Here is a 4,013-nt window from a genome sequence, read left to right as displayed (position 1 = left end):
CTGCCGGCTTCTTCTCCCCCTGGTCGGTCATGAGGGTGAGGTCCACGGTGACCGGGTCGGGGTTGGGGTTCTGCACCAGGATGTAGGTCTGCATGCCCCCGGCGGTGGAACCCTCGGCCAGGTACCATACCGGGGCGGGCATGGTCACCCCGATGGAGTCGTGCCCCCAGCTCCAGTCGCCGCTGTACATGGCCCGCTCGCAGATGACCTCACCGCCGGTGGCCTCCACCTTGGTCGAGACGTCGTAGGTGGTTATGTAGGCGTGGAGGGGGAAGGTGCGGCGGGAGTTCTTGGGGATGGTCTGGTTCTGCAGCTCCGTCGGTTTCTTCTCCCCCTGGTCGGTCATGAGGGTGAGGTCCACGGTGACCGGGTCGGGGTTGGGGTTCTGCACCAGGATGTAGGTCTGCATTCCCCCGGCGGTGGAACCCTCGGCCAGGTACCAGGTGGAGGGCACGTTGGTGCGCCATACCTGGGCGCCGCCGTATACCTCAGGAGAGGGGCCCCAGTCGACGTTCATGACCCCGGCGTAGAGGTCGCCCTGGAACTCGCACAGGCTGTGGCAGCCCATGTTCTTGGGGTCGCCGTCGAAGCCGTTCAGGTTCACCTGCTCCGGGGCTCCCCCGTCGTAGCGCCAGACCTGCGTGCCGACGTTCTCCAGGGGTATGGCACCGGAGTAGTTACCGACCCCGACGTAGAGGGCGTCCTTGTACACGGCCATGCTGCGCACGGAGTCGTTCTTGTCATCCGGGTAGGTCGGGGTCACGTCATCCCAGACCGTGCCGTTGTAGGCCCAGACCGTGGGGTAGTCCGTCCCGGCTGTGCCCGCGTATAGCTGCCCGTTCCATGACTCTATCACGCGCACTTCGTAGTCGCCGGTCCCGAAGGCGTCTCCGGTGAGCTGGGTCCAGTCGGCCGGGTCGGGCCCGTCGTAGCGCCACAGCTGCCCGCCGCCGCTGCCGCCATTAGTGCCCGCGTAGAGTTGCCCATCATATATGGCCAGGGCACGGCTCCCTCTATTAGTGGGGTCACCGAAACCATCGTCATTGGCCTGGGTCCAGGTGCTGCCGTCGAAAGCCCAGATCTTGGCCACGCTTCCTGTGCCCCACCCCGTGCCGACGTAAAGCATGCCGCCTAAGACGGCCATATCGCCGGCGGCTTCACAGGCAAGGCCGTCGCCGAAACCGGGGCCAGTGGGGTCGCCCGCTGCTCCCTGGCCCACATACTGTGTCCAGTCGACGCCGTCGTAGGCCCAGACCTCTGCGCCGGTGGTCTCGTTGTAGGTGCCCGCGAAGAGCATGCCGGCGTAGACCTCGAGGCAGAAGATGCCCTGGTTGCCGGTGTCTCCAAAGCCCCCGGAAGCCACCTGGGTCCAGTCGGTGCCGCCGTCGTAGCGCCACACGGCGCATCCGTTGGCGTTCTCCCAGTTCATGGTGCCGGCATAGAGATGGCCGTCGTACTCGGCCATGGACAGGGCGCTCCCCATCTCGCCCGGCGGCGCGAAGCCGAACCCGTCCTGGTTCACCCGCTCCCAGTCCAGCGGCTGTGCAAGGGCCGCGCCGGGGAAGATGAACACCGGCAGCTGCAGCGCGACCACCATGAGCGTGGCCGCCACCGCGATGAGCAATCTCTTTCTCATACACACCACTCCTTTTTTTCTGATAACCCCCACTCCTCTATTCTGAAGGCCGTTATAAGATCGCTTTCTTGCGTCTGTCCTGGAACGGTTTATAAGGCCTGAACGTTGAAAATGCGGTGCATCCTTTCTCGCCACCTAGAAGCTGCAGGCTACGATACCTGCGGATACGCCTATTTCGGTGTTCCTGTCATTCTATCCTTTTTCAGGCGGCTTTAAACCGCGGCAAGGACCTAAATCTGCCTGTCCACGCGCTAACAGGATGCCCTCTTGTCCATGGAAGGCCATCCATGTATCCACGTGACGGCGGGAGTGCCCAAGGCGCATAATTGTGCTGGAGCTTTGGATAAAGGTTCGGTCATCCGGAGGTGCATACCATGGATTTTTTCGAGGGAAAGACGGCGGTCGTCACCGGTGCCGGCTCGGGCATCGGCAGGGCCCTGGCGCTGGCTTTGGGAGATGCCGGTTGCAGGGTAGCGATAACGGACATCGTCAAGGAGCGCATCGACGGCGTGGTGGATGAACTCACGGGAAAAGGCGTAGATGCCAGAGGCTATCTGGTTGATCACTCCAAGCGCGAGGACGTCGAGCGCTTCGCCGACGCTTTCTTCTCGGAGTGGGGCCATGTGGATATCCTGTGCAGCAACGCCGGGGTCGGCCACGGGGGCAGGTTCGAGGAGACGCCCCTCGAGGACTGGGACTGGGTGTTAGGGGTAAACCTCTTCGGCGCCATCTACACTCTCTACAACTTCGTCCCCAGGATGATAGAGCGCGGGCGAGGCTCCGTCCTGCTCACCGCCAGCGACGCCGGCCTTTACTCCATCCCCTGCATGTCTCCTTACAACACCAGCAAGCACGCTGTCCTGGGCCTGGGCGAGACGCTGCGCATGGAATTGATCGCCCACAACATCAAGGTGAGCATCCTCTGCCCGGGTTTCATCGACACCAGGATCATCGCCGACGGAAGGGTCTATCTCTACAACAGCACCGGGAAGAGCTCCAAGGAAGAGATAGTGGCGTTCTATAAGAAGCAGGGGGTGGACCCCTCCATCGTGGCCAGGGCGGCCTTGCGCGGGCTGGAGAAGGACAAGGGTATCGTCCTGGCACCTCCTTCCCATTCCCTGCCCCAGTTCATCCTCTTCCGCATATCGCCCTCCTTTTACTACAGCCTCTTTCGCTTCCTGTGGAAGAGGGGGTTCATCCACAAGATATTCGGCGCCCAGCCCTGATGGCACACTTGGGGTCACCTTTAAAGACCCAAGTCAAGGGTAATCCTCCCCTGTCCCCTCCCGGGAGGGGCTGGTTGCTTTCCTATTGGCTTGGGAGGACGTCTCCGAACGGGCACCTTGCCTCTTCCGCCTTCCTGCGGCTACGCCTCTCTTTTCGGTCAGCACCTCGCGGACCCTTCCAAACCTCTGGTTCGCCGTTTCGAGGCTTCGCTCAGCCAGTCACCTTTATGAGCATCTCCCGCCTTGCGGGTGTGCTATGGAATGGTGGGGCCTGCGTGCCGGGGCCTATCCAACCCATGGATCCTCGACCTCCGGGGAGGCCAGGATATGACCCCAAGTGAGACTTCCCGGCAACCCGGTCCGCTCGCAAGGATAGAGGCGAACCGCCGCGCAAGGGGCATGCCCATCCGCGGCTCCCCTACAAGCGGGCCCCGCAGGCCCCGTTTTTCAGATCATAATTGTCGTCGTAAGCCGTGCCATCCCTCCACATGGCCCACATGATGGCAAGTATCTTTCTCTGGGTGGTGAGGCGGGCGTGGGTCTCCAGGCCGGTGCTTGCGAGGGAACTCGCGTAGCCCGCTTGATGAGGTTGTCTTCGCGCGTGCGCATAGCGGCCCGGAAGGCCTTGTGCGAGACGTCCTTGAGCGCACCGCAACCGGACGGGTCCAGGTGCTGCCGGCGCAGGCTCTTGCCCCCGGTCTCTGACTGGGTCACCCCCAGGCGGGAGTAGCGGGTGATCTGGCCCTTGTTCGCGAAGCGGTGGGGGCACTTTATGCAGGCGCAGTAGCGGGCGGCCGTAACCGGTCCTATCCCGGGGATGGCCTGCCACGCCCGCACGATGCCGAGCTCAGCACCCAGGCGCACAAAACGCCGCTTGGCCTGGGCCTGGGCGCGCAGCAGGAAGTCCAGCTGTTCATAGTCGGCGGCGATGATCTCCCGCAGGGTCGGGCTTTTAGGAAGGTCCAGGGCTTCCTCGCGTCCCCTCTTGCCGAAGACCTTGGCCCCTTCTGTGATCACGCCCTCTCCCCTGAGCTCCGCCTTGATCTGGTTCTTTACCGCCGTGATCCTTCCCACTATGCGGTCGTAGGCCCTGACTGCTGCCTGGAGCTCGTAGATCCTCTCGTCTCGGGTGTGGTAGACCTCCTTGTAGT

Annotated in this window: 3 protein-coding genes; 1 reads left to right on the top strand and 2 read right to left on the bottom strand. The window is 63.1% G+C overall.

All coding sequences use genetic code 11. The features are described 5' to 3' along the window. A partial coding sequence (locus AB1384_15495; GenBank protein ID MEW6555672.1) for a DUF5719 family protein occupies nt 1–1,636 on the bottom strand: 1,636 nt, incomplete at its 3' end. 374 nt (nt 1,637–2,010) lie between these two features. On the opposite strand from AB1384_15495, the gene AB1384_15490 reads away from it, so the two are divergent. After that, complete coding sequence (locus AB1384_15490; GenBank protein MEW6555671.1) at nt 2,011–2,862, top strand: SDR family oxidoreductase; 852 nt, start codon at nt 2,011–2,013, stop codon at nt 2,860–2,862. Nucleotides 2,863–3,309: 447 nt separating this feature from the next. On the opposite strand, the gene AB1384_15485 is transcribed toward AB1384_15490, so the two are convergent. Next, nucleotides 3,310–4,013: transposase (locus AB1384_15485; GenBank protein MEW6555670.1), on the bottom strand; the 704-nt coding region annotated here is incomplete at its 5' end.

It is taken from the genome of Actinomycetota bacterium (genome assembly GCA_040757835.1).
Taxonomy (GTDB): Bacteria; Actinomycetota; Geothermincolia; order Geothermincolales; family RBG-13-55-18; genus SURF-21.
This window is presented reverse-complemented; position numbering and strand designations above follow the sequence as displayed.